Raw genomic sequence first — 23751 nt, forward strand, 5'->3', positions numbered from 1 at the left:
ATGAACGACGCTTACCAACAGCTATGTCAACGATTCCGCCGCCTGTCCCGGTTTGAGCATTTATCCGCTATTGCTGGCTGGGATATGCAGACCATGATGCCCCCGGGAGGGAGTTCAGCACGTGGAGAAGCATTGGCTGAGCTTAGTTTACTTCGTCATGAATTACTCACCGACAAACAAGTGGGTGAATGGCTGAAAGCTGCAGAACAACAAGAGCTGACGGAGACAGAACGGGCCAGCCTGAATGAAATGTCTCGCCAGTGGCAGCAGGCTTCAGTGTTGCCAGCGTCACTGGTGGAAGCCAAAGCTATTGCAGGCTCACGTTGCGAACATGCATGGCGGACACAACGCCCGGCCAATGACTGGCAGGGGTTTTCAGCCAATCTGCGTGAAGTGGTTAAACTAACCCGTCAGGAAGCAGATATCCGTGCCAGTGCCAACGGTACATCGCGCTATGATGCACTGCTGGACCTTTATGAGCCGGGAATGACCAGCACTAAACTGGACACCATTTTTACCGACCTCAAACAATGGCTGCCTTCACTGTTACAACAAGTGGTCACGAAACAATCACATAATTTGCCTCTGCCGCCAACCGGCACTTTCCCGGTTGCCGCACAAAAGAAACTTGGCCTTGAAACCATGGCATTACTTGGTTTCGATTTTGACCATGGCCGGCTCGATGTCAGCGCACACCCGTTCTGCGGAGGCGTTCCACAGGATGTACGAATTACTACCCGCTATCATGACACGTTGTTCCTGAGTGCGCTGATGGGCGTTATTCATGAAACCGGACATGCGCGCTATGAACAGAATCTGCCTGCCAGTCTGGCTGGTTTACCTGCAGGTCTTGCCCGTTCCACTGCAGTTCATGAATCACAGAGCTTAATGCTTGAGATGCAGCTGGCACGCAGCACGCAATTCCTGCAACTGATTCACCCCCGTGTTGTTGATGCTTTCGGCGCTCAGCCGGCCCTGGAAATGGACAATTTTATCCGGCTGGCACAGCAGGTGAAACCCGGACTGATTCGTGTTGAGGCAGATGAAGTCAGTTACCCCGCACATGTCATGTTACGTTATGAAATTGAGCGGGCTTTAACTGAAGGTGATATTGAAGTTGCTGATATACCGGCGTTGTGGGACGAAAAGATGCAGCACTATCTGGGGCTTGATACCCGGGGTGATTACCAGAATGGATGCATGCAGGATATTCACTGGACCGACGGCGCATTTGGATATTTCCCGACTTACACTCTCGGCGCTATGTATGCAGCTCAGTTGTTTGCAGCTTTCCGACAACAGCACCCTTCTGTTACCGATGAAATTTCACGCGGTGAACTGACGCCTCTTTTCAGCTGGCTGAAACAAAATATCTGGCAACATGGTAGTCTGTTATCGGTTGAACAATTGCTGACAAATGCCACCGGAGAGCCATTAAACAGCCAGTTTTTCCGCCAACATCTCGAGCAACGTTACCTCGCCTAACCTTCTGTCCGGTCAGCTTTTTTTAGCTGATCGGACTCGGAAAAATCCTAGTCCTGACACTTTGTACAATCGGTTACACAGCGATACCATTCCGCAACGGACGTCCTGAAAATATTCTCATATATTCATTTCACCGGCCCCGCAGTGGGCTATTAAATGAAATGAATTCGAGGATTTTGCAATGAAAAAATTATTTGCACTGGTAGTTGCCGCTGCTATGGGTCTGTCATCTGTTGCTTTCGCTGCAGAAACTACTGCAACTCCGGCACCAGCTGCTGCAGCAACTACTGCTGCTCCGGTTGCTCATACAACTACTACCAAACATCATAAGAAAAGCCATCACAAAAAAGCTTCCAAGAAAAAAGCTGCTGCACAGAAAGCTCAGGCTGCTAAAAAGCACCACAAAAAAGTAGCTAAAAAAGCTGCTGCTCAGAAAGCTCAGGCTGCTAAAAAGCACCACAAAAAAGTAGCTAAGAAAGCTGCTGCTCAGAAAGCTCAGGCTGCTAAAAAACATCACCACAAAAAAGTAGCTAAGAAAGCTGCTGCTCAGAAAGCTCAGGCTGCTAAAAAACACCACCACAAAAAAGCAGTAGCTAAAAAAGCACCAGCTCAGAAAGCTCAGGCTGCTAAAAAACACCACAAAGCTGCTAAAAAATCAGTAAAAAAATAAGCACCTGACCGCCAGGAACACTCCTGAATCCGCGTCATAGTGATTAAAACACCCGGTTATGCCGGGTGTTTCTTTCCCGGAGTTACTAGTATGGTGCGTCGTTATCGTTTCGAAATCATTCTGGTCGTGGTCATAATGTGTGGTGTGGTTGCTGCCAGCTTTTTTATTTAACTTCAGACCGTAAATACGCAATATCTCTCCCTTTTTATCACCTTACGGACTATAGTAATCATTCAATAATTTGAAGATTAATCTACATACTTCCCGCAGTTGAGAGAATTATGCGCCTGCTGACTGTATTTGTTTTAAGTTTGTTCTGTTTGAGTGTGCAGGTTCACGCTGATGACGATGACACACCGACTCCCGGCGAAATAAAAACCCTGTTCTTTGGTAAAGATCATCGTAAGGCTATCACTGACATTGACAGTGCGCCCTGGGATGCGATTGGCCAGTTAGAAACTGACAGCGGCAATTTATGTACTGCCACGCTTATTTCCCCCCATATTGCCCTGACAGCGGGTCACTGCCTGCTTGCCCCTCCCGGAAAATTTGATCCTCCGGTCGCAATTCGTTTTATGGCTACGGCTAAAGGCTGGCGCTATGAGATCCATGATATTGATGCCAGGGTTGAACCCCTGCTAATGGGTAAACTGAAAGCGGACGGAGATGGCTGGATAGTTCCCCCTTCGGCAGCACCTTACGATTACGCGGTGGTTATTATTCATAATCCCCCTTCCGCGATTCAGCCGGTGCCGGTATTTTCAGGAAGTCGCGCAGAGTTGATTGCTGCACTAAAAGCCAAAGATAATCTGGTGACTCAGGCGGGATATCCTGCTGACCATCTGGATAATCTGTATGCACATCAGGATTGCCAGATCACTGGCTGGGCGCAGAAATCGGTATTATCTCACCGTTGCGATACCCTGCCGGGTGATAGTGGTTCTCCTCTGATGCTAAACACCGAAAACGGCTGGCAGATTATAGCGGTACAGAGTTCTGCTCCGGGTGCTCAGGATCGTTATCGCGCCGATAACCGTGCCATTGCGGTAACTTCATTTTATAGCAAGTTACAACAATTAGCTCACGAGTGACCCGTCAGCGCAGCAGCCAGTGCTGCTGCGCTTTTCCTTGCTGTTACGACTTTTGCTCCATCGCCTGCAAAACCCTCTTTTCAGACACCGGATATGGCGTTCCCAGTTGCTGAGCAAACAGGCTCACCCGCAACTCTTCCAGCATCCAGCGAACCGCAGTGACATCTTCATCATCCTGTTGTTGAGGCGGCAGTTTGCCACGCCATTGTTGCCACTGTTGCTCCATCGCCTGAACTTTCATCATCCTGCTACGATCACTGTGTGGATCCACGGGCAACTTATCGAGCCTGCGTTCAATCGCCTGTAAATAGCGCAGAGTATCGTTCAGATGCTGCCAGCCATTCCCTGTAACAAAGCCGCGATAAATCAAGCCGGACATCTGAGCTTTAATATCTGATAATGCCAGTGCCTGACTCATATCGACCTTACCTTTCAGACGTTTGTTAATCTGAAATACGGTGGTCAGAATCTGTTCAGTCTGTATTGCAATAGCCACCACTGTCTCATTAAGTTCCGCACGAATGGTCTCTTTCAGCCGGCTAAAGTCCTTCTCCGTCCATGCCGGTCCGCCATGCTCTGCCATCAGCTTATCTATACCGCATGAGATACAGTCATCAATTAATTCGGTGACTTTACCGTAAGGATTAAAGTAGAGACCAAGCTTGGCTTTATTCGGCAGTTTCTCGTGCAAATATTTCACCGGTGACGGAATGTTTAGCCACAGCAGACGTCGCTGGCCACGCCACATATGCTTGCTTTGCTCTGCCGGGCTGTCAAATAAACGGATCGCTACGCTGTCTTTTTCATCGACCAGTGCAGGCCAGGCCTGCAGCTGGTAGTTACCACGTTTTTGCTGATAACTTTGCGGTAAGTCGCCAAAACTCCAGACATGCAGCCCTTGCTGCTCGACTCCGTCATCCGCAACATCCGATAATGTGGCCTGGACCTTATCTTTCAGTGAGTCTTTGAGCGCTGTCAGACTTTTCCCTTCCGCCAGCGTCTTGTTATTCTCGTCAGCTATCCGGAAAGTAATTTTCAGATGATCGGGTATCGCATCCCACTGCCAGTCTTCACGGCTCACCGTGACCCCGGTCATCCGACGAAATTCACGTTCCAGTCGATCAACCAGTGGCTGGTCGGTATCGGTTACCCGCTGTAAAAATGCTTCTGCATAATTAGGAGCGGGTACAAAATTTCGGCGTAATGGTTTAGCCAGGGATTTGATCAGCGCAATAACCAGTTCACGCCGGACACCCGGAATTTGCCATTCGAAACCACTGTCCTCAACCTGATTAAGTAACGGCAATGGAATATGTACTGTGACGCCATCCGCACCCGTACCGGGTTCAAACTGATAACTCAGGCGTAGTTTCAGATTTCCCTGATGCCAGAAATTTGGGTAATCCAGTTGGCTAACCTGTGATGCGCCATCTTTGATCAGCATCTGTTTATCGAAACTGAGCAGTTCCGGCTGCTGCTGACTTACCAGTTTCCACCACTGATCAAAATGCCGGGCTGAAACTACCTCATGACCAATACGCTGGTCATAAAACGCAAACAGCGTTTCATCATCGACCAAAATATCTCTGCGCCGGGACTTATGCTCGAGATCTTCTATTTCGTTCAGCAGTTTACGGTTATTTTTCAGGAAAGCATGACGGCTTTGCCAGTCACCTTCCACCAGCGCGTGACGAATAAACAGCTCTCTTGATAACGGAGGATCAATCTTGCTGTAATTAACTTTTCTGCCGCTGATTAACGGCAAACCATAGAGAGTGACTTTTTCAACCGCCATCACGGCTCCCTGGCTTTTTTCCCAGTGAGGTTCGCTATAGTGGTATTTCAGCAGATGCTTAGCCAGCGGTTCAATCCATTCCGGGTCAATCCGTGCCGCAATACGGCCCCACAACCTGCTGGTCTCCACCAGCTCAGCTACCATCACCCATTTAGGCGGTTTTTTAAATAATCCGGAGCCCGGAAAGATCGAAAAGCGTGCATTTCTTGCCCCGGTAAACTCCTGTTTCTCTAGGTCTTTCTGACCAATATGTGACAGTAAACCACATAACAGTGCACTGTGTACTTCGCGATAAGGAGCGGGTTCACTGTTAATCGGCAAGCGCAGCTCTTTGACTACCTGACGCAGTTGTGTGTAGATATCCTGCCATTCACGAACCCGCAGATAGTTGAGATAATCAAGTTTACACTGGCGCCGGAACTGGTTGCCGGATAGCAACTGCTGCTGTTCCTGAAGATAATTCCACAGATTTACCCAGGCCTGAAAATCGGACTCTTTATCCGCAAAGCGCCGGTGTTTCTCGTCAGAAGCCTGTTGACGATCGGCCGGACGCTCACGCGGATCCTGAATCGATAATGCAGCAGTGATAATCATCATTTCCCGCACACACCCAAACTGCTGTGCCGCCAGCACCATACGTGCCAGCCGCGGATCTACCGGCAACTGAGCCAGCTGTCGGCCAAGTGGTGTAAGTTTGTAATGACCATCCACTGCCGGCAAAATCCCGCCCAGCTCTTCGAGCAGGCGAACACCGTCCTGGATATGTCGTTTATCTGGCGCTTCAACAAATGGAAAGGCAGCGATATCCCCCAGACCCAGCGCCGTCATCTGTAAAATCACTGAGGCCAGGTTAGTACGGAGGATCTCCGGGTCAGTAAACGCCGGACGATTATCAAAATCCTGTTCAGAGTAGAGACGAATACAAATCCCTTCTGAAACGCGTCCGCAGCGCCCTTTTCGCTGATTAGCTGAAGCCTGAGAGACAGGCTCAATAGGTAATCGCTGAACCTTGGTACGATAGCTGTAACGGCTGATTCGGGCGGTTCCCGGATCAATAACATATTTGATACCAGGTACGGTCAACGAGGTTTCTGCTACGTTAGTCGCCAGTACAATGCGCCTTCCTGCATGAGACTGAAATACACGGTTCTGTTCACTGTTCGACAGTCGGGCATACAACGGCAGAATTTCTGTATGCCTCAGTTCCCGACGGTTCAGTGCATCCGCAGTATCACGAATTTCCCGCTCTCCGCTCATAAAAATCAGAATATCACCGGGAGCTTCCCGCATTAACTCATCTACAGCATCGAAAATAGCCTGTAACTGGTCACGGTCACCGTCGCTGGAATCTTCTGAAACCGGACGATAACGAACCTCTACCGGATACGTCCGGCCTGACACTTCAATTACGGGCGCATTGTAGAAGTGACGTGAGAATCGCTGTGGATCGATGGTCGCAGAAGTAATAATCACATTCAGATCAGGCCGACGCGGCAATAACTCACGCAGGTAGCCAAGCAAAAAATCGATATTCAGACTGCGTTCATGTGCTTCATCGATAATCAGAGTGTCATATTGCAACAACAGTCTGTCCTGCTGGATTTCGGCCAACAAAATACCGTCAGTCATCAGTTTGACGCGGGTATTGTCACTGACCTGATCATTAAACCTGACTTTATAACCTACGTAATCGCCCAGTGGAGATTTCATCTCTTCAGCGATCCGGGTAGCAACTGTTCTTGCGGCCAGGCGTCGTGGCTGGGTGTGGCCGATAAGTCCACGGTTTCCCCGCCCCAGTGTCAGGCAGATCTTCGGGATTTGAGTTGTTTTCCCTGACCCGGTTTCTCCGGCAATTATCACCACCTGATGATCGCGGATAGCGGCGGCAATTTCCTGTTGCTTCTGACTGACCGGCAAATTGTCCGGAAATTCTATCTGTTGTGGGGCTGATGCTATACGCAGCGACAAACGGGTTTCGGCTTCAACGATTTCCTGTTCAATCTTACTGGCTATTTCCGCACGTTCCTGTGGGTTTTTCACCTTTTCGGCACCGACGAGTCGTCGCTTCAGCTGCTGACGATCACGCAGAATCAACGGTTCCAGCCGCTGACGAAGAGAGGTTAATGGTGAAAAATCCTGAGAAGACATAATAATCTGTTACCTTGATTTTATATGACAAAATGACCGGGTGACGAAGAATAATGCTGGCTCTGTCCGGCAGTCTGTGATTACTGCTGATTGTAACATAATCGCTGTTTAGCCGTTATCTCTGAACATCGAAGTCGGTGAAGAAGTTGTTCAGATTTTTCGAATATAGGTCGCGAAATTTTCTGCTTTTCTCCGGGCCGGAAGCCCCGTAGAGTGTTTGTAATTCAGCGGATGTATGTTCCGCCTTACAGACAGGAAAATATCAAATGAGTAAAGTTCTGATCCTTAAATCAAGTATCCTTGCCGGTTATTCTCAGTCAGGCCAGCTGGCTGATTTTTATGCCGCTCAGGCAACCGCGAAAGGTGACACTGTCACTGTGCGCGATTTAGCGGATCAGGCAATCCCTGTTCTGGATGGTGAACTGGTTGGTGGCCTGCGTCCTTCAGAAGCACCACTGTCACAGCGTCAGAAAGATGTTGCAGCATTATCTGACGAACTGATCAACGAATTGCAGGCTCACGATGTTATTGTAATTACTGCACCAATGTATAACTTCAACATCCCTACCCAGCTGAAAACCTATTTCGATCTGGTGGCTCGCGCCGGTGTGACCTTCCGCTACACCGAATCAGGCCCTGAAGGTCTGATTAAAGGCAAACGTGTAGTAGTTATCTCCAGTCGTGGTGGTGTTCATAAAGATACACCTGCTGACTTACTGACACCTTACCTGAAATTGTTCCTGGGCTTCCTGGGAATGACCGACGTGAACTTTGTGTTTGCTGAAGGTTACGGTTATGGCCCGGAAGTTGCTGCTAAAGCTACTACCGACGCTAAAAGTGCTATCGAGTCAATTCTGGCTGCCTGATAGTCTGCTGCCGGACCTGCGGGTCCGGCACGGTTATTCTGTATCTGTCGAATGCTTCTCTGCTTTCCCGTCCTGTGGCTGTTTATTATTCGTATCCGCCGTGTCATCTTCCAGCAACGTCTGCACATCCTTATCTGCTTTTATCGTGATTTGATGCTCTATTTTCACATTCATATTAATAGTAATCGGTTCTTTTGGCGCGGCCACTTCGATGCGCGGGATACATCCGCTCAGGAGGAAAGCCGGCACCAGGCAGACCATCAGGTATACGGTTTTCACTGATTCAGTTCCTTTTCTGCAGGTAATTTCAGATGTTGCGACAATTGCGATTGCAGGTTGTCAGCAAAACTCAGGCTGCGCCACAGCATGAACACATTTTCCTGGTGAGTGTAATTCAGATTCACCCGCTGGTCTTTATTACTAAAGCGGCTGGTGCCCTGCACCTTCGACTTCATTGTCAGCTCGCCGTTGCTGGTGAGCTGTAATGTTGCCTCCGAACGACTGATTTCCATATAACGAAGCCAGTCTACCGCCACTCCGGCAGCCATATTGTTACTGGTAATTGAATCAATCAGGTCTTTATCTACCCGCAGAGTCAACGGACCGTTATTTTTTATCCAGCCATTACGGACCACGTAGTGTGGGTCATCCACCAGTAAAGGCAGTTCTCCGTCAACCCGACCGGACATGGCGATCTGTTTTGGGTGTAATGCGGTAATCAACGGGCTGAGGCTGATGTTTTCTGCCTTAAGCACTGCTGGCTGATGTTGTGGCAACCTTAAGTCACTCAGGCTCATGGTACCGTCGAGTAACGACATGCTGACATCAGTAAGTGCCAGGGGATGTGATTCACTCCAGGGATAATAGCCCTGCAGACTTGCAGTAATATGGCTGATAGCTATCTGATTTGTCACCCTGCCAATTGTCAGATGCACCGGTTGGTGATATCCAAACTGCCAGCGCTGCCGGTGATAACGAAACGGCAATGAGAAATCGACTCCGCTGATCTGATTATCCGGAGTCCACAAACTGCCCTGGCTTATCACCCAGTGACCGCCCGCCTGAAATCCCTCTTCTCCGGATACAGAAAATGCGGCCTGCCCACGAAGCGTCCCGCCTGTCAGTTTCATTTTAACCGTTGGCTTAGCCAGTGACTGGAATACCTGTAGTGGCTGAGACGGCCACCAGAGTTGACCACGTAACCGTTGACCATCCCAGCGACCTCGTGAAATTAGTGGTCCGGCTTCACCGGCAGTCAGCTGAGCCTGGTACTGAAAATTATCAGGACTGCTTCCGCGGATCGTCACGGGTAATTTCCCTGCAGCCAGCGACCCACCATAACCAAAACGTGAAACTCCGGTAGTCAGTAAAAATTCACCACTAAATTCCGGAGTCCTGATGTCCCGCGACCAGTGCAGAGGTTTACTAAGCAACAGCCGGGGTGACTCTGCGGTAATATCTGCAAACTTTATCCGATCCAGTCCGGTCGACAGAGTCTGTACGGTAATGAGCTTATCATCCCACAGCCCTTGTCCATGAATATCCCAGTGAGCCTGTAACGGTCTCAGGTAACCATTTCCCCAGTAGCGCCACGCCCAGCGACCGTTATCTGGCCAAAAATGGTCGGCCTTACCGGAGAGTTGTAAGCGATACTGGCCGTAAGCCGGCTCATGCAACTTAAGTATTGCCTGTAATGGCCCGCTGACCCCCGCGGTACTCAGACGAACTCCTGCCAGCGGCCAGCGTGCTTCGTCTACCTGTAACGTATCGAGTATTCTTCCACGAACCCGCAGCAATGCACCACTCAGGAAACGCACTTCCGGCATCAACAAAGGTCCGGTTAACCGGGCTGGCAGGCTGGCAAAAAACTGCAACTTTTCCGCGCCGCCATTGCCTGTCAGTCTGAGCGGCAAATCACTCTCCGCCAACGATAGTTTGCCAGGGCCGAAACTTAGCACCGCGTTACCCTTACCGCCAAGCCCGGAGGTCAGTACATTCATCCGCCCACTAAACCGGATATTATCCAGGCCGGAAGACCAGTTTTCTGCCGACACAGCCAGCCCGCCCTGCAGAGGCTGGCCGGCAAATGGCCAGAACCATTGTCCCTGATGAATATCCACCGACTGTGGCGTTACAGTCCAGGGCAGATTCAGTAACGGTCGTGATTGCCCCGGGGTAGTCAGTGTGAGTTCGCCCTGTTGCTGTTGCCAGTGAAATGCCAGGCTGAGTGGAATTTCAGCTATCGATAGCTGACCATTTAACCTGCCTGTCTGTGGTAGTTGATTGGTCAATTCTGCCAGCGTGATACTGCCGGAAACGTTAAGGGGCTGAGATAAACCAGCAACTGTCAGACTCAACTGACGAAGCAGTAGTTGCTTCTGATTCAGTTCAGCGTCCAGGTGTAGCTGTTCACCCTCCAGCGTCAGGGTTTGCCTGCCGTGCTGGCTCAGTAAATGCACGCTGGCTGAATACTGCGACCAGGGGCGTATCTGCAACTGACTAATGCTTAACTAAAACGCTGGCAACATTGACTGCCAGCTGGCCAGTGTTTTCGCCGTGGATGTCGATGACGGTGACTCTGGCAGTTTTGCAAGGCATTGGGAGTCAAGGCGCACCTGTTCAGCAGTTATCTGCCATAACTGATCCCGATAACCGAAATCAGGTGCATGCAGAACCGCAGCCTCACAGTCGCCTGCACGTAACGTGATATCGGGGAGTTTCAGATGGTTAAACCCGGGCCGAAGATGTCCGTGCATCTCCAGAGTGACCCCTTTCGGCAGCCAGAAGACAGCCAGACGGGGCAACCATAAGTTAACTGTCCCTACCGCAGCCAGAAACAGCAGCAGTAATAGGGGCACAGCCACCAGTATGCCTGTTGCCTTACCTTTCATAAATAATTGATTCCGTATCCAGATCCTGTGTCCGATTCAGCGCTTTCCCTAGCATCCGTAACGGTTAAGTACAGACACTCTGTCTGCTACCAGTTTAGGTAAAATTATCACTTAGCGCTATTATCACACACTGTTCCCTGTAAAGTTTTCCGGAGTCCGGTAATGAACATCGCTATTTACAGTACAAAAAATTACGACCAGCATTCCCTGCAACAGATTAATCAGTCTTTTGGATTTTCGTTAACTTTCTATGATTTTAAACTTGATCGTCATACAGCAAAAAACGCCGCGGGATTCGATGCGGTTTGTATTTTTGTCAATGACGAGTGTACTGCAGAAGTTATTCATGAGCTGGCTTCTCTGGGTGTGCGTTATATTGCCTTACGCTGTGCCGGCTTTGATAACGTTGATTTACCTGCGGCTGACGCTGCTGGAATTAGTGTAGTCAGGGTCCCGGCTTACTCTCCCGAAGCCGTTGCTGAACATGCCGTCGGATTGATGATGGCGCTAAACCGGCGTATCCACCGTGCTTACCAGAGAACACGTGATGCCAATTTCTCGCTGGAAGGACTGACCGGGTTCACAATGCATGGAAAGACGGCCGGTATTATCGGTACCGGCAAAATTGGGCTGGCGACACTACGAATTCTGAAAGGTTTTGGCATGCGACTGCTCGCCAGCGATCCTTTTCCGTCACAACTGGCTCTGGATATGCAGGTGGAATACACCGATATTCCATCACTTTTACGGCAGTCAGATATTATTTCCCTGCACTGTCCGTTAAATACCGATAACCATCATTTATTGAATGCTGCAGCATTTGCACAGATGAAAGACGGAGTGATGATCATTAATACCAGCCGTGGGGGTCTGATTGATTCACAGGCCGCTATTGAAGCACTTAAACAACAAAAAATTGGCTCGCTGGGGATGGATGTTTACGAAAACGAACGTGATCTGTTTTTTGAGGATAAATCGAATGATGTTATTCAGGACGATGTATTCCGTCGGCTGTCATCCTGCCATAACGTATTATTTACCGGGCACCAGGCTTTTCTGACCACCGAAGCCCTGAGCTCTATTGCCCGGGTCACCCTGGATAATCTTCAGCAGTTGTCACGGGGAGAAGAATGTCCCAACCAGCTACCGGGACAGTGACCGGAAACCAGCCAACGCAGTCAGTAATTGTGCTTAATTAACACCATCCCTGGCCTGAACCGGCAGGCCGGGTTGGCCTATTGCGGGATTTCGTTTCATAGGCATCCAACAAAAAGGAATTGCAAATCGGAATCCGTCAAACCTTTGTGATGATACCTTTCACAATGGGCTTTGCATTCTGAAGAGTGAAATCAGCGCGCTGTGATTCAGGGACTGGCACAGTCATAGCCAGGCCCGCAAATTTTTAACGGCTTCCCTCTGACCATCCCATACCGGCCGAATGTCGATGAATAGCCCTGCGCATCAATGGTTTAACGGGCGCAGGATCCACCAATTAATGCCGATTCGCTGCAACGTTTGCCATTGGCCAGCTGACACATACCAATTCTGCTGCCATCCAGTTGTCGGGAATAAGCGAGAATCCCGCCTGCACCGGCACAGTTACTTTCGGCTAAAGAGGACATAACCACGGGCTGAATATGTGCGGCTGTTGCCTGCTGAGGAGGTTCATTATTATCGTTGGGGCTGCTACAGGCAGAAAGTAACACAGAGGCACTTACCAGCAACAATGCGGCTATTTTCATCAATCGACTCCGGGAATATTGTCAGTTCGCACCACAGAATATGTCAGCAAACTGTCTGCCGTCGATACCTGTTACACGAATTTACGATTTATTCTGACGAAAATTACCAGCAGATTTATCCCGGATAATATTTGTGCAGATTTATCACCGAAAATATTGCAATAAACCAGCACCAATTACAGTGATATAACATTTTCCTGCGGCTGTTTACACCGCAGGAAAATATCAGGCCATCAATAAAAACAGGCTCAAAGATTGGTCACATTAATAAACAAGGATTCATCAATGTTGGTAGAAGATACGGTAGCTTCTGTGAACGCATAAGCTTCGCGTTCACCCTGCCTGTCGAGCGGCAGGTTTTCGAAATCAAACAGTTCACGGTCGGCGAGCTGGCTTGGGCTGACATTTTGCAGCGACTTAAATACGCTTTCCACACGGCCAGGTTCTTTTTTGTCCCATTCAGAAAGCATGGATTTAATCGCCTGGCGTTGCAGGTTTTCCTGAGAACCGCAAAGATTGCACGGAATAATCGGGAAATCTTTTTGCTCAGCAAAACTAATCAGATCTTTTTCACGGCAGTATGTTAACGGGCGGATAACCACATTTCGCCCGTCATCGGAACGTAATTTTGGTGGCATGGCTTTCATACGTGCGCCGTGAAACATATTCAGAAACAGCGTTTCGACAATATCGTCCATATGATGACCCAGAGCAATTTTTGTCGCCCCTATCTTTTCGGCAAAAGAATAGAGTGTCCCTCTGCGTAATCTTGAACATAAACCGCAGGTGGTTTTCCCTTCAGGAATTTTTTCCTTAACCACGGAATAGGTGTCTTTATCCACAATATAGTAAGGAATATTCAGCCGTTCGAAATAATCAGGCAGAATATGCTCAGGGAATCCGGGTTGTTTCTGGTCCAGGTTGACGGCAATCACCTCAAATTTGATCGGGGCAACCTTCTGCAGGCTCAGCAGAATATCTAACATTGCAAATGAATCTTTGCCGCCGCTCATACAGGCCATCACAACATCATTGTCTTCTATCATCTGGTAATCAGTAATAGCATTACCGACATTCCGGCGAAGACGTTTCTGAAGTTTGTTGAATTCGAGCGTTTCTTTTCTGGTATCTGTCTGAATCATAGCTTCTGTTCACATCGCCGGGCGAACCGGCAGTTATTTCCTGGTTGGATGCCTGCATGGCAGCGGATTATACGGATTTTTATTCAACGGGGAAATCTCCTTATCAGGCTGTATCAGAGAAAAGCATTTGTGGGGAAGTGAACTGAGAGTACCGGTCAGAGCAGACAGCAGAAGTGTTACGGATATTAGCCGCAAAAAAAAACCGGCGTCAGAAACGCCGGGGTCATAAGAATTAAATGTGCTATGCAGTAATTCAAAAGTAAGACAATGTGGAGCACAACGCCCATCGCTTGACGTTGCATTCACCTGCGGAAAGAAGTATCTGCTTTTTACAGCAACGGTGAGTTGATTGAGATCATACTTTTTCCGGTTATATCCACATCGCCTGTTACAGCCATTTTCTGTCTTTCAGCCACCAGGTAATACCCACAGCGATAATCACCAGCACAACACAGAATACTGTGAAACCTAAGTGCCACTGGTTCCCGGGGATGCCTCCGAGGTTTACCCCAAACAAGCCGGTCAGAAAGGTTGATGGTAAAAAGACCATCGCCAGTAGTGACATAATATAGGTACGGCGGTTCATTGCTTCGGCACGCTGTGAGTCGATTTCATCATTCAGTACAGCGGTACGCGCGACACTGGCATCCAGGTCTTCCAGCCCTCTTCCCAGTCTTTCAGAGATATCCTGCATCAGCCGGCGCTGAGCATCATCCATCCACTGAAATTTTTCACTGGCAATTCGTGCCAGAACATCCCGTTGCGGGGCCATATACCGGCGCATAACAATAAGTTGCTTACGCAATAATGCCATCTGACCACGTTGAGGGCTTTTCCCTGTCAGCAGAGCATCTTCCATATCGATAATTTTATCGTGCAAATCTTCAATAAACTCACTGATATGGTCCGTCAGTGAGTCACAAAACTCGACCAGCCAGTCCCCGGCATTATCCGGACCCACGCTGTTTTTCAGATTTGACCAGACATCTTCGACTGCTGCTACCTTACGCTGCCGGGTAGAAACAATCAGCCGGTCATTAATAAAGATTCTGACCGCAACCAGCTCATCCGGTCTTGAGTCATGATTGAAATTAATACTGCGTAGCGTGATCATAAAACCGTCAGCCAGTTTACTGACCCGTGGACGCATACTTTCTCCGGCCAGGGCATCACGGACCGAATCCGGGAGCAACGGGGTAGCCTGTAACCATTCAGCACTTCCCTGCTGAGCATAATTCAAGTGCAGCCAGCATGGGCGTTCACAATTTACCATCTCAGTATCACTGATTGGCAACATGCCCCCTTGCCCGTCCAGCTGACAGGAAATAATCGCATCCGGGATATGCAGTTCTTTACCGTCAATAATGCTCACAAATTCCCCTTACTTCATTCTGACTGTTTTCATAAAACTGTATTGTAGTGGATTGCTGAATAATAAAGATGTTTAAAACGTAAAGGTGCGTTTCAGAGTTAAAAAATCCTGCTGAATAATAACTCATTAAATCAACATGATATTTAAAGATGCCGCCACACTTTATTCTGTCTGTTGCTCAATCCACAACTCCCGGCTGTTGGAATACCCCAGCGGGTTATCCTGTGAATAGCCCTGTACTTCAGGAGCAACCAGTCGCTGCGTAACATACTGAAAAATCGGGGCTACTGGTACCTGTTCAGCAATCAGATGCTCTGCCTGTTGATAGTCCTGATTTCGGAGCGGCTCCGAGGACTCTCTTTCCGCTCTGAGAATCAGAGAGTCATACGCCGCATTACTGAATCCGGAGATATTTTGTGGGTGACCGGTGGTCAGTTGATTAAGAAATGCTGCCGGATGATTAAACTCTGCGTGAACCGTGGCAGTCGTCACATCCGCCCCTGAGAACCGGGGTTGACCCGATGACTGTGGCTTCAGGGTGACTTGTGCATTGAGCTGTTTTTGCCACATTGCGGCAATGGCATGAGCAACCTCCGGTTCATCCCCGCTATCACGGTAACTGAATGTCAGGTTAAGCGGCCGCGAAGGGCCGTAGCCTGCGGCCAGCAGCAAGGATTTAGCCTGGCTAATTCTGCCCTGAGGTGGATGTTGTTCAGCAGACAATAATGGCGGTGTAAAATTTCCTGCCGCTGAAGGCGTCATTCGCCAGCCAGCTATCGCTTTGTTTTGCAGGGTATCTGTAGTGATGGCTTGTCTGTCGATACTCCATGATAATGCTTTTCTGACCCGCACATCAGATGTCGGACCGTTAACACGGTCAAATACCAGCACCTGAGCAGAGAGCCGTGGGGAGCGGTGAAGTTGATCGGCGAGTTTTGCCGTCAGTTGCGGGGGAGTTTTTAGTGGTGCAGAAATCTGAACCGCTCCCCTGGAGTAACGCTGTAACAACTCCTGAGTGTTGCTTATTTCAATGTAGGTCACTTTTGACAGTATTGTCTGCTCAGCATGGTGGTAATGGGGATTAGGAACGAGGCTGACTGAGTGCGGTTGCTGGCTGTTTAACTGCCATGCTCCGTTGAATTGCCGGGGTTGCCTGCTGACCGGAGCTTCAGGAGTACCTGCCGGGGGTTTATCCGGAAAAAAGGCCGGATGGGCCGTCATTACAGGAAAATAAGCCAGCGGTCGTGACAAGGTGATTTTCAGATGCCAATCATCGATGGCAGTAATTCCTAAAACCTGCCCTGGCAGCTCACCGCTAAGCACTTCAGGGGCATTGTACACCCCGCTTTGCAGCAAATAATTCTGGTAACGTTCAGGTGTGCCCGGCGCGGCAAGTTGCTGCCAGCTATTGACAAAATCACTGGATGTGACCCGGCTTCCGTCTGACCATCGGGCATTTTTCCGCAACGTAAAAATCCAGTGCCGGTTATCATTACTGCTCCAGCTGACTGCGACCCCCGGCTGAATATTTCCCTGGTGATCAACAACGGTCAGCCCTTCAAACAGATCCTGTAACCAAGGTGCATCTTCAGGGTGACTTTGCTTCAAACGTTCGTCTACCGGTGGCAGAGACGTTACCTGCCTGACCAGTTGCTGGTTACCTGCCGGCACTTTACCGGCCGGAATATCCGCTGCTCCGGCCGAAACTGCCAGCGCCAGCAGACCTAATATCAGCTTTCTAACCATCATTCCCTCCCTGTTCCGTCGTGCAGATGACGGTATTGACGATACTTGCTGCTGCCTGCTCCCTTAACCGGTCTGCCAGTGTCCGTCTGGCGGTTATCTTCCCGGTCGCGGGCGTTACCGGTACGCCGCAATGATTGCGGATATCCGGGCGTTCCGGTGAACAGGAACTGCCTTTTGCCCGGATTTCTGTGAGCCTGACTCGTAAAACGCAGCAGAATGTGGGATAAATTAGCAGGTCACTTGCACTGTTACCTGAACCCACAGCGTAACAGTAAATTACTTATGATTAAAAGGAACAGCAAATGTCTCAGACAGTTAACTTTAAAGGCCAGCCTGTTGCAGTCGCAGGCCAGTTTCCGGTTGCCGGTAAAACTGCCCCTGACTTCACCTTAGTGGCAAAAGATCTGAGTGAAGTTTCTCTTGGTGATTACGCCGGGAAGCGGAAAGTCCTGAACATTTTCCCAAGTATTGATACCAGCACCTGTGCTACATCAGTACGTAAATTTAACCAGCTGGCTTCACAGCTGGCGGATACGGTGGTGTTATGTATCTCTGCTGACCTGCCGTTTGCCCAAAGCCGTTTTTGTGGTGCTGACGGCCTCGATAATGTGATTACCCTGTCAACTCTGCGCGGTAGCGATTTTAAACAGGATTACGGTGTCGAAATTGAACAAGGCCCACTGAAGGCCCTGACTGCGCGCGCTGTGCTGGTTCTGGATGAAAACAATACTGTACTGCATGCTGAACTGGTTTCAGAGATTGCTAACGAGCCTGATTACGATGCTGCGCTGGCAGTACTGAAGTAACGGTTTTTCGGTCCGGGGAATCTTCCCCGGACCTGATTTAATACTGCTCCGGATTACTCCGCTTCTTCTGCCGCACCCTTCTTATTATTCAGTCCGTACTCGCGCAGTTTATTGGCAATAGCGGTATGAGATACTCCGAGTCGTTTAGCCAGTTTACGGGTACTTGGATAGTGGTCATATAAACGGGTCAGTACTGCTCTTTCATAACGGCTGGTAATATCATCCAGTGAACCCTCAAGATTATCATCCAGAGTCAGGTCTGCAATATACTGTTCCGGCAACACAATATCCCTGGGTTGCAGTTCATCACCTTCCAGTTGGGTCATAGCGCGATACAGGATGTTTTTTAACTGTCTGATATTTCCCGGCCAGCTGTAACGCCCCAAAAATGCCGGTAATTGTGGTGAGATAGCCGGGCAACGAATCCCCTGTTCATCTGCAAAACGGGCAACAAACATCTCTGTCAATGGCAGTATATCCTGAGGATGTTCCCGTAATGCAGGCAGATTAAGCGTCAGTACATTCAGCCGGTAAAATAAATCTTCCCTGAATTCCCCACGGGTCACCAGCTCCTGGAGATTTTTCTGAGTTGCACAAATAACCCGGACGTCAACGTGAACCTCGTGTTCTTCACCAACCCGACGGAATGTACCGTCGTTCAGAAAGCGCAGCAGTTTGGTTTGCATTCTGGGTGACATTTCACCAATTTCATCGAGTAATACTGAACCGCCACTGGCCTGCTCGAAGAATCCTTTCTTATACTCTAAAGCATTAGGGTAGGCTCCGGCAGCATGGCCAAACAGCTCACTTTCAGCTACATCGTCAGGGAGTGATGCGCAATTCAACGCCAGAAAGGGTTTAGCACTCCGCTTGCTGTGCATATGACAGGCTCTGGCCAGAACATCTTTTCCGGTCCCGGTATCACCAATAATCAGCAACGGGGCATCATGCATAGCCAGTTTTTTTGCCTGATTTACCAGCTGACGCATGACAGGGCTGACAGCCACAATATGCGCAAAACCGGAGTCATCAGAACTGCTGAGATTTTGTAGCTGATGCCCCATCCGCGCCGTAGATTTCAGCATAATCATGGCGCCTACCGGTGAAACCTGCTGTTCCTGGTTATCCGGTAAATAGATAGGTATCAGTTCCATCAGGAAATCACGGCCATGAATCAAAACACATTGCGTCAGCTGCGTGACAGTGTCACCTTCACTGACCAGTGGGAAATGAAAATCATCAATCAACTGGCTGATATTATGCTGGCGGATTTTTTTCTCATCCTGAGCAAATAAGCTCAACGCTGCCGGGTTCGCCAACTCTATCCGTCCTTTTAAATCCACGGAAAGTACAGGTTCAGGCATCGCCACCAGTAACGAATTCAGCACCCGGTTCTCTCGTTCAGAAGGCATGTCGGTGACTGTCCGGACATCGGTTACCCCGGGCGTGCGACGGATTTCCGCCATCAGAGAACTGAACTCATCAAAAGCAATAGGACTAAAGCGCAGGTACAGGCGCTCCAGTGCAACTATTTCAATGCCATATAAATCAATTTTTCTGGTGACCAGCAGATCGAGCAATTCACGTACCAGCCCTAACCTGTCTTTGCATATTATTTCGAGGCGCATCAGTCTGTTTCCCGGCCATGACATTAATCTGTCATAATAACCCGGCAACTGACGCAGCAGAAGAGATGTGTCATGAAAAGTTGACAGCAATGTACAACTCCACCGCTTCACAGGGAGGAGTTGTATCATTTAATTGACGTAAGTCCTGAATTATTGGTCAGACCGGTTATCCGTTTTTGACCCTGCCGGAGTTTTCTTTTTCATCGATTCACGCAACTGAGTCAGTAACTCACCACGAAAATCAGCCAGCCGTGGTTTATCGTCGTTGAGCCAGGGTAACGGACGGCAGAGCTCCATCGCTTTAATGCCCAGTCGGGCCGTCAGCAGCCCAGCACCGATCCCCTGGGCAGCCCTGGCAGATAATCTGGCCATAATGTCCTGAGACATCCAGTCCAGGCCAACCTCACGTACCAGCTCACTGGCCCCGGCAAATGCAATGTTAAACAGCACGCCCCGGAACAGCCGTAACCTGCTGAAATAACCTAATTCAATGCCATAGATACGGGCAATCTGATTGATCATCCGGATATTACGCCAGGCAATAAACGCCATATCAACCATTGCCAGTGGACTCACCGCAATCATCAGTGTCGATTCGGCAGCATAGCGACTGATTTTAGCCCTGGCCTGTTTATCTGCGACCGGCTGCACCCTGGCGGCATACAGTACCATCACTTCCCTGTCATTATGAGTGTCCTGTAACTCTGCCTGCCAGCGGCGCAAGGCCGGATGAGCAGCATCTATTCCAGCCTGCGCAGCCAACTTTTCACAAAAGGCTCTGGCCTTACCGTTGCCGTGACTGCTCAGTAATTCCTGAGCCTCATCGCGCTCCTGAGCCCTGTGTCGCAATACAAATAACCGCCGCCACTCAACTGCCAGACTCCCAAGTCCGGCAATAACCACCAGGCCAAGTGCCGTGGCAGCACCCAGTTCTGCCCATTGCCGGCTTTGCCAGGCGGTAACCAGCCAGTTGACCGTCTGACCGGCCACGCTGACCAGAAATATAACCACGGCAAGTAGTACAATTTTTTGCCACAGTGACCGGCGCGGACGTAAGGCAGCGACCACGGGTTCTTCGTCAGCAGCCTCTTCCTCAGGGAAATCACTGAGTGGTGCTAATGCTGTAAACGAGGTATCGTCGCCGTCAAAATGCTGTGCCGGCCTCAGTTCTTCAGGGCGGGCTTCACTGGAGGCATTAAAGTCAACACGCGGTTTGATGGGTGTCTGTTCGCTCATCGCAATTTATCTCCCAGTAAAAACTCCAACGCACTGTCCATACGGATATGCGGCAGAGGCGCATCACTGTCCATTTCAGCCGGACGAAACGCTTCAAAATGAAATCCCTGGGTTTGCCAGAATCCGGGGGCTGGCAGCCTGGACGGCACTTCACCGGGATAAAAAGTCAGTGGCTGACCATCAGCTAACCGGTGACCACGTAACGCGGGTAACACCTGTTGCTGATGGCTGATATTGCCTGATTCCGTTGCCCGAATAGCCGACAACCCCAGGCAATCTATTTTAATACCTTCGAAAGCTGCATTCTGCCAGGCATCCTGAACCATTTGCTGTAAAAGCGACACCAGATTCACATGCTGATCATGAGTGATATGGTCTGCTTTACTGGCCGCAAAAAGAAGCTTATCAATCACTGGCGAAAACAACCGGCGTAATAATGTCCGCTGCCCGTAATGAAAACTCTGCATCAGTTGGGTTAATGCCAGTCGCATATCATTGAACGATTGCGGTCCACTGTTGAGTGGCTGCAGGCAATCGACCAGCACAATTTGCCGGTCGAATTTCACAAAGTAGTCTTTATAGAAACGGCGGACCACATGCTGACAATAGTAGTCATAGCGGGCCTGCAACATACCAAAGGTAGAGTGTTTATCCGCCCGGTTGAGCCCGGACAGGGAAAGATCATCAACAAAAGGCCAGGGAAAAAACTGTAAAGCCGGGGCTCCGGCCATATCGCCAGGCATCACACAACGGCCTGGTTGAATAAAATGTAAACCACTCTCTTTGCAGTCATGCAGATAGGCGGTCCAGGCGGCTGAAATATCGGCCAGCTGTTGTTCATCAGCAACCGTTCCGGCTTCAAGCCCTGCGACCAGGCTACGCCAGTGAGCCGCACGTTCACCTCGCTCGCCCTGCAACAGCCCCATCATCTGCTGTGACCAGCGAAGATAATCCTGGTCCAGCATGGGTAAATCCAGTAGCCACTCCCCCGGATAATCAATAATTTCCAGGTAAAGAGTGGACGTTTCTTTAAAATAACGCAGCAGCGAATCCTGAGACCGGAAACGCAGTGCAAGCCGCATCTCGCTGATGCCGCGGGTCGGAGTCGGCCATTCCGGTGGTTGCTGATATAACTGCGCCAGTCCGCTGTCATAATTAAACCGCGCAATGCCCATATCCCGCTGAGGAATACGTTTTACACCCAACAACCGCTCCTCTCTGACTACCGAAAATAACGGTAACCGGGCGCCATTATGGATATTAAGTAGCTGATTCACCAGTGAAGTGATAAACGCTGTTTTGCCACTGCGGCTGAGTCCGGTGACCGCCAGCCGCAGATGTTTATCTGCCCCGCGGTTCACCAGCGAAACTATCTCATTTTGCAGCTTCTTCATGTTTCTCCCTGAACAGGCGCGACGACAATTTCTTCATTATTGCAGACAACGCCGGTTCAAGCACCAGTGCCAGCGCGATACGTAATGGTTTCCGGGCTACCCGGTTCAGAACCCTGGCGCTGATCCCCGCCGGAGTCCGGCTGATCACTGTAAGAATGATAAACTTTACCACCGAAAGTAACGCCGGCATCAGGCGTTGCCATCTGCTCTGCGACTGCTGATATTTCATAATTCACCTCCGACGGAAATCACCTGTGGTTCCCTACAACTGTCGAAACCGGCTACGCACTGAAAAAGTCTCTGAAGTGACGTAGCGTTCAATTTCTCTGACTCTTTGCTCACCCTGTTGCATCTGCTGTTCCAACTGACTCAGCAGTTCCCCTGCCGTTGGAGTGTCTGCTGTGAAGTCCTCCGAGACTGGCTTTTTATCAAGAAAGAATCCAAGGGCGAAATAAACGACCACTGTAATAAAAAACAGTCCGATAAACAGCGAGATAATCACCATTATGCGGATCAGATTGGCGGGGACATTCAGATATTCCGCCATCCCTGCACACACACCCATCAGTTTACCGTTCTGCGGATCACGCCATAACCGGCGTGAAGTCACAGTCTGCTGGTTCATTGCTGCTGCCTCCATTGCGGATTTTCTGCATCCAGTATCGCTTCAAGGGCCCGGATTCGCTCCTGCATCCGGCTGGCGTCTACTGTCAGCTGTTGCAGACGCTGCATTTCCTGAGGTGACAGTTGACTACCGTTGCTGTTTTTATTGCTGTAATGCAGCCACAGCCAGATCGGGGCCACAAACAGTACAAATATAGTCAGCGGGATCATAAAAAGTATCATTGCGCTCATGAACTCTCCTTACCTGAGTCGCGGTTTAGCCAGAGTAAACAACGGACCTTACTGTCCGTCATTACGCTGCATTTTTTCTTTCAATGCAGCCAGCTGCTGGCTGATATCATCGTCAGCCTTCAGGCTGGCAAACTGCTGGTCAAGTGTCTGAGGCTTACCAAAACGCTGACTTTCGGCTTCTGCTTCCATATGATCGATACGACGTTCAAAAGATTCGAAACGGGCCATTGCCTGATCTATTTTGCCATTATCAAGCTGACGACGAATATCGCGTGAATTCGAAGCTGCCTGGTGGCGCAGTGTTAAAGCCTGTTGGCGTGCACGGGTTTCTGTCAGTTTGTTTTCCAGCTCTGTAATTTCACATTTCATACGCTCCAGAGTATCGTCAGTCTGGGCAATTTCCTGATGTAGCGAAGTAGTTAGCGCATCCAGTTTCTGTTTTTCCAGTAATGCCGCACGTGCCAGATCTTCTTTATCCTTGCGAATAGCCAGTTCAGCTTTTTCCTGCCATTCCAGCGACTGTGCCGCTGACTGTTCCGCCCGACGAGTCAGTTGTTTCTTTTCTGCCAGCGCACGGGCTGACGTGGTACGGACCTCAACCAGAGTATCTTCCATCTCCTGAATCATCAGGCGCACCAGCTTCTGTGGATCTTCAGCCCGTTCCAGCAGTGAATTAATGTTGGCATTCACGATGTCGGTAAAACGAGAAAAAATACCCATGTCATATCTCCTGAAATCAGCCGGCACTATTGCCGGGATTAAAAAATCATTCGCAAATATAATAGCAATCAGCGTGCCAATTATTATCTAACTGTTTTATATGCATTTAATTAAATTGCCCGCTGATGCTGTTCGCGTAAAATGGTGATATTCATCATTAAGTG

Annotated in this window: 19 protein-coding genes and 2 pseudogenes; 7 read left to right on the top strand and 14 right to left on the bottom strand. The window is 49.6% G+C overall.

The features are described from left to right. The 4 genes from A7K98_RS10090 to A7K98_RS10100 all read left to right on the top strand — a co-directional run bounded on the left by A7K98_RS10090 (position 1) and on the right by A7K98_RS10100 (position 3246). Positions 1-1485: a carboxypeptidase M32 gene (locus A7K98_RS10090; protein WP_087488441.1), complete on the top strand. Its 1485-nt coding sequence runs from the start codon at positions 1-3 to the stop codon at positions 1483-1485. 181 nt (positions 1486-1666) lie between these two features. Then, on the top strand, positions 1667-2155 hold the full coding sequence (gene asr / locus A7K98_RS10095; RefSeq protein ID WP_087488442.1) for an acid resistance repetitive basic protein Asr: 489 nt from the start codon (positions 1667-1669) through the stop codon (positions 2153-2155). 39 nt (positions 2156-2194) lie between these two features. After that, a complete protein-coding gene (gene ydgU / locus A7K98_RS21655) occupies positions 2195-2326 on the top strand; it encodes a small membrane protein YdgU (RefSeq protein WP_257789953.1) in 132 nt (43 codons plus the stop codon). A gap of 110 nt (positions 2327-2436) precedes the next feature. Next, on the top strand, positions 2437-3246 hold the full coding sequence (locus tag A7K98_RS10100; protein WP_087488443.1) for a trypsin-like serine peptidase: 810 nt from the start codon (positions 2437-2439) through the stop codon (positions 3244-3246). Between the two features lie 43 nt (positions 3247-3289). On the opposite strand, the gene hrpA is transcribed toward A7K98_RS10100, so the two are convergent. Beyond that, positions 3290-7189, bottom strand: a complete 3900-nt coding sequence (hrpA, locus tag A7K98_RS10105; RefSeq protein ID WP_087488444.1) for an ATP-dependent RNA helicase HrpA — start codon at positions 7187-7189, stop codon at positions 3290-3292. A 266-nt stretch (positions 7190-7455) separates the two neighbouring features. Between hrpA and A7K98_RS10110 the strand changes: the two genes are divergently transcribed. Continuing rightward, entirely contained in the window at positions 7456-8055 is a 600-nt protein-coding gene (locus tag A7K98_RS10110) for an FMN-dependent NADH-azoreductase (protein ID WP_087488445.1), read from the top strand. 108 nt (positions 8056-8163) lie between these two features. Here the strand turns inward: A7K98_RS10110 and A7K98_RS10115 are convergent. Beyond that, positions 8164-8316, bottom strand: a pseudogene (locus A7K98_RS10115) (YnbE family lipoprotein); the annotation flags it as partial. Positions 8317-8330: 14 nt separating this feature from the next. Beyond that, positions 8331-10946: pseudogene (locus A7K98_RS10120) on the bottom strand (YdbH family protein). Between the two features lie 162 nt (positions 10947-11108). Between A7K98_RS10120 and A7K98_RS10125 the strand changes: the two are divergent. Beyond that, a complete protein-coding gene (locus A7K98_RS10125) occupies positions 11109-12104 on the top strand; it encodes a 2-hydroxyacid dehydrogenase (RefSeq protein WP_087488447.1) in 996 nt (331 codons plus the stop codon). Between the two features lie 311 nt (positions 12105-12415). Here the strand turns inward: A7K98_RS10125 and A7K98_RS10130 are convergent, their stop codons facing one another. From A7K98_RS10130 to A7K98_RS10150, 4 genes are all read right to left on the bottom strand, one after another. After that, positions 12416-12688, bottom strand: coding sequence for a putative hemolysin (locus A7K98_RS10130; protein ID WP_087488448.1), 273 nt, complete (start codon positions 12686-12688; stop codon positions 12416-12418). 248 nt (positions 12689-12936) lie between these two features. Beyond that, on the bottom strand, positions 12937-13830 hold the full coding sequence (gene ttcA, locus A7K98_RS10135) for a tRNA 2-thiocytidine(32) synthetase TtcA (RefSeq protein ID WP_087488449.1): 894 nt from the start codon (positions 13828-13830) through the stop codon (positions 12937-12939). 388 nt (positions 13831-14218) lie between these two features. After that, complete coding sequence (gene zntB, locus A7K98_RS10145; protein ID WP_087488451.1) at positions 14219-15202, bottom strand: zinc transporter ZntB; 984 nt, start codon at positions 15200-15202, stop codon at positions 14219-14221. Positions 15203-15364: 162 nt separating this feature from the next. After that, positions 15365-16951, bottom strand: coding sequence for a peptide ABC transporter substrate-binding protein (locus A7K98_RS10150; RefSeq protein ID WP_087488452.1), 1587 nt, complete (start codon positions 16949-16951; stop codon positions 15365-15367). Positions 16952-17250: 299 nt separating this feature from the next. On the opposite strand from A7K98_RS10150, the gene tpx reads away from it, so the two are divergent. After that, positions 17251-17754: a thiol peroxidase gene (gene tpx, locus A7K98_RS10155; protein ID WP_087488453.1), complete on the top strand. Its 504-nt coding sequence runs from the start codon at positions 17251-17253 to the stop codon at positions 17752-17754. A 53-nt stretch (positions 17755-17807) separates the two neighbouring features. Here the strand turns inward: tpx and tyrR are convergent, their stop codons facing one another. The 7 genes from tyrR to pspA all read right to left on the bottom strand — a co-directional run bounded on the left by tyrR (position 17808) and on the right by pspA (position 23587). Continuing rightward, positions 17808-19382 (bottom strand): transcriptional regulator TyrR, encoded by a 1575-nt coding sequence (gene tyrR / locus A7K98_RS10160; protein WP_087490456.1) that lies wholly within the window; start codon positions 19380-19382, stop codon positions 17808-17810. Positions 19383-19532: 150 nt separating this feature from the next. Beyond that, positions 19533-20618 carry a YcjF family protein gene (locus A7K98_RS10165; RefSeq protein ID WP_087488454.1) on the bottom strand — a complete coding sequence of 362 codons (1086 nt, stop codon included), beginning with the start codon at positions 20616-20618 and terminating at the stop codon, positions 19533-19535. Further along, the gene (locus tag A7K98_RS10170; protein ID WP_087488455.1) at positions 20615-22012 is read right to left on the bottom strand and encodes a YcjX family GTP-binding protein; all 1398 of its coding nucleotides are present in this window, start codon (positions 22010-22012) and stop codon (positions 20615-20617) included. The genes A7K98_RS10165 and A7K98_RS10170 overlap by 4 nt, the downstream gene beginning before the upstream one ends. After that, the gene (locus tag A7K98_RS10175) at positions 21993-22241 is read right to left on the bottom strand and encodes a phage shock protein PspD (RefSeq protein WP_087488456.1); all 249 of its coding nucleotides are present in this window, start codon (positions 22239-22241) and stop codon (positions 21993-21995) included. The genes A7K98_RS10170 and A7K98_RS10175 overlap by 20 nt, the downstream gene beginning before the upstream one ends. Before the next feature lie 33 nt (positions 22242-22274). After that, the gene (gene pspC / locus A7K98_RS10180) at positions 22275-22637 is read right to left on the bottom strand and encodes an envelope stress response membrane protein PspC (RefSeq protein WP_087490457.1); all 363 of its coding nucleotides are present in this window, start codon (positions 22635-22637) and stop codon (positions 22275-22277) included. After that, positions 22634-22867: an envelope stress response membrane protein PspB gene (gene pspB / locus A7K98_RS10185; protein WP_087488457.1), complete on the bottom strand. Its 234-nt coding sequence runs from the start codon at positions 22865-22867 to the stop codon at positions 22634-22636. The genes pspC and pspB overlap by 4 nt, the downstream gene beginning before the upstream one ends. A gap of 48 nt (positions 22868-22915) precedes the next feature. Further along, positions 22916-23587 (bottom strand): phage shock protein PspA, encoded by a 672-nt coding sequence (gene pspA, locus A7K98_RS10190; protein ID WP_087488458.1) that lies wholly within the window; start codon positions 23585-23587, stop codon positions 22916-22918. Positions 23588-23751: the final 164 nt, after the last annotated feature.

The organism is Tatumella citrea (assembly GCF_002163585.1).
GTDB classification, from domain to species: Bacteria; Pseudomonadota; Gammaproteobacteria; order Enterobacterales; family Enterobacteriaceae; genus Tatumella; species Tatumella citrea.